The sequence below is a fragment of the Weissella sp. DD23 genome, assembly GCF_001579105.1.
GTDB lineage: Bacteria > Bacillota > Bacilli > Lactobacillales > Lactobacillaceae > Weissella > Weissella cibaria.
Map to the genome: position 1 here is coordinate 188,285 of NZ_KQ970394.1, position 3,375 is coordinate 191,659.

At 43.4% G+C, this 3,375-nt stretch carries 2 protein-coding genes and 2 pseudogenes; all 4 read left to right on the top strand.

Features of this window, described 5'->3' with window-relative positions; all coding sequences use genetic code 11:
* A pseudogene (locus WEIDD23_RS08315) lies at nt 1–1,018 on the top strand (XRE family transcriptional regulator); the annotation flags it as partial.
* A 115-nt stretch (nt 1,019–1,133) separates the two neighbouring features.
* Nucleotides 1,134–2,252 (top strand): ABC transporter ATP-binding protein, encoded by a 1,119-nt coding sequence (locus WEIDD23_RS08320; RefSeq protein ID WP_010370071.1) that lies wholly within the window; start codon nt 1,134–1,136, stop codon nt 2,250–2,252.
* Nucleotides 2,242–3,060 (top strand): ABC transporter permease, encoded by an 819-nt coding sequence (locus WEIDD23_RS08325; RefSeq protein WP_010370068.1) that lies wholly within the window; start codon nt 2,242–2,244, stop codon nt 3,058–3,060. The genes WEIDD23_RS08320 and WEIDD23_RS08325 overlap by 11 nt, the downstream gene beginning before the upstream one ends.
* A gap of 49 nt (nt 3,061–3,109) precedes the next feature.
* Nucleotides 3,110–3,375 (top strand): annotated as a pseudogene (locus WEIDD23_RS14735) (ABC transporter permease); the annotation flags it as partial.

The following is a 3,375-nucleotide window of genomic DNA, read 5'->3' on the forward strand; positions in this document are numbered from 1 at the left end:
TGCAGTGATGAAGACGCGCTTAATGAGCCTCGATTTGAGCGCGTTGTGGACTGAATTCCAAGTTGGTGCGTCAAAGTTTTGGGTAAAGCCGAATGAACATGTGCAACTACCGAAGTTTTCAACGTTACCACCAGAAGAAATGTTTAATCACTATGGTGACGTGTTCCGCTGGATTATAAAACAAAAACATGTGACGCCTGGTATGGTTGTTGATGCTGGTGTTTCGACTTACAAGCTATATAAGGCTTACAATGAGAATGGTTATCTGCAACTAGAAGAATTATTGAAATTAATGCATCTATTAGACCTGATGCCAAGCGACATCGATGTTGTTTTGCGACGCCGTTTGATTAATGTCACTAACTCGACTTGGTATCAATATAGTTGGCAACACATTCAACCACTTGGCTATGATGCGCTTGCAAGATCAATGCAGTTAAAATACGAGACTGATCACCAACGCAAGGATTTGGAGGCATACTTCGAATTTAAGGCCTTGGATGGATTATTTGTGCATCAGAATTGGTTACAAAGTCCAGCGGCTGCTGAATTAAGTAAGACAATCAGTGATGAATTGATGGCGATGGAAACATGGACGTACGCAGAGTTCCGTGTGGCACGGTATGCCATGTTGCACATCGAAAATCCGGCAGGTATTCAGATGTGGGCACAATTGTTGAATCGGGCGATGAGGAAAGTTGATCAACGTTACATCAACCGCAATACGGTGCTTGATATTTTCGAATGGCCTTTGTTACGGGCTATCTTGCTGGGGAAGCGAGAATTAGCAGAAACCTTGTTGCAGGTGGCACAGGTGCCTGATACTGATCCGGCTGATGTGATGGTGTTTGGACGTGGTCAGCAACGCTTATTTGATATTTACGCGGCTATTTTGCATGATCACCCCCATGCGCGACGTGATTTACAGGAGCATCTAAGTGATTTTGTTGTGCTAGCTGGTGATCGTAAGTTCAGTGATGCCTATCAAAAAATCCTACGACCATTGTGGGAAGAATAGTAAAAAACGCACGTTTCGAATTATCGGAGCGTGCGTTTTGTTATGTGCCGTAACATACAAAATTGCTTATTTTTGGTAAAATAAAGGTTATGTAAAGAAAGGTGGTACTCAGTAATTGGCACAACCCATTATTGAATTTAAGCACGTGGCTAAGCAATACGATGATACAGTCGTATTGAAGTCTGTCGATTTAGAAATCGAAGCAGGAAAGTTCTATACCTTGTTGGGACCTTCTGGATCAGGTAAGACGACGATTTTACGTTTGATTGCTGGATTTTTGGAAGCCTCATCAGGTGACATCCTGTTTGAAGGGGAACGCATTAATGACGTTCCAGCTGAAAAGCGCCGTGTTAACACGGTTTTCCAGAACTATGCATTGTTCCCAAATATGAATGTTTTTGAGAACGTTGCCTTCGGAATGTCGATTAAGGGTAAACCGAAGAATGAAATTAAGGCCAAGGTCGCTGAAATGCTTGAACTCGTCAAGTTGGGTGGCTATGAGGACCGTGAAATCTCTGAATTGTCTGGTGGACAACAACAACGTGTGGCAATTGCGCGAGCATTGGCTAACGACCCTGAAGTGTTGTTGCTCGATGAACCATTGTCAGCATTGGATTACAAGTTGCGTAAGGACATGCAATACGAATTGCGTGAAATCCAAAAGCGTTTGGGCATCACGTTTATCTTCGTGACCCACGATCAGGAAGAGGCGTTGGCAATGTCAGACTGGATTTTCGTCACGAACGAAGGTGAAATCGTTCAAAATGGTACACCAGTTGATATTTATGACGAGCCAATCAATCATTTCGTTGCCGACTTTATCGGCGAATCAAATATTGTACCTGGTGTAATGCGCGAAGACTATTTGGTGTCATTTGCCGGTAAGGAATTTGAAAACGTCGACGGTGGTATGCGACCAAATGAACAAGTTGAAGTCGTTTTGCGTCCGGAAGACTTGGATTTGGTTGCTGAAGAAGATGGTAAGCTCGTTGTGACGATTGATGACCAATCATTCCGTGGCGATTACTACGAAATCACTGCGCACGATGATGATCAAAATGAATGGCAAGTTCAAGCGACGAACCCAGCTGTTATTGGCGAGCGACGTGGGTTGTACTTCGACCCTGAAGATATCCACATCATGCGTTTGAATGAATCAGAAGAAGATTTCGATGCTCGATTGGAGCAATACGACGATTCTGAGGAAGACGAGGAGGGCGCTGATGAGCAATAAGAGAACTTTCAGCTACACCGTTCCGTACATTTTGTGGCTCGTTCTCTTTGTCGTTGCGCCAGTTGTGCTGTTGATTGTGCAATCATTTGGCAACATCTACGGCCACTTTACGCTCGACAACTACGCGACCTATTTTAGCTCAGGAACGTATTTACGGATGACATTTAATTCCGTGTTCTTTGCCTTTATTGTGACGGTAATTACGTTATTAATTAGTTATCCAATGGCTTATATTATGAGCCGTTTAAAGAATGCCCAATTCTGGTTGTTGTTGGTCATTTTGCCAACTTGGGTGAACTTGCTGCTGAAGGCGTATGCGTTCATCGGTCTGTTCTCTAAGACAGGCACCGTGAATAACTTTTTGTCATTCATCGGTATTGGGCCACATCAAATTATGTTTACGGACACATCATTTATGATTGTGGCGGCGTACATTGAAATTCCATTTATGATTATGCCAATCTTCAATTCATTGGTTGAATTAGATCGTAGTTTGATTAATGCAGCCCGTGATTTGGGGGCAACGCCTTGGCAAACGTTGACTAAGGTCATCATTCCAATGTCAATGAGTGGCGTCAAGGCTGGTATTCAAGCGGTCTTTATTCCAACATTGTCATTGTTCATGATTACGCGTTTGATTGGTGGAAATCGTGTCATTACCTTGGGAACTGCCATCGAGGAGCACTTCTTGGTGACGCAAAACTGGGGAATGGGATCAACCATCGGCGTTATTTTGATTATCGCGATGGCTGCAACAATGTTCTTCACGCGTGATCGTAAGAAGAAGGGAGGTCGCCGTCGTGGATAATAAGCCAAAGAAGTGGTCGTACATTTACTTGGTCTTCGTGTTCATCTTGATGTATGCGCCTATCTTTTATTTGATTTTCTACTCATTCAATAAAGGTGACTATATGAATGGCTTTGACGGCTTTTCATTGCGTCACTACCAGGACATGTTTGCGGATACACGCTTGATGGAAATCTTGGTCAACACGTTTATCGTGGCTTTGCTGTCATCAGTGTTGGCAACGTTGATTGGAACCTTTGGTGCTTTGGGCATCTACAATACCAAGCACCGGACGACGAAAAATCTATTATTGTCATTGAACAACGTGTTGATGGT

Excerpts from the sequence above, each read along its gene's own strand:
- WEIDD23_RS08325 (WP_010370068.1), top strand. The coding sequence starts at position 2,242 with ATGAGCAATAAGAGAACTTTCAGCTACACCGTTCCGTACATTTTGTGG.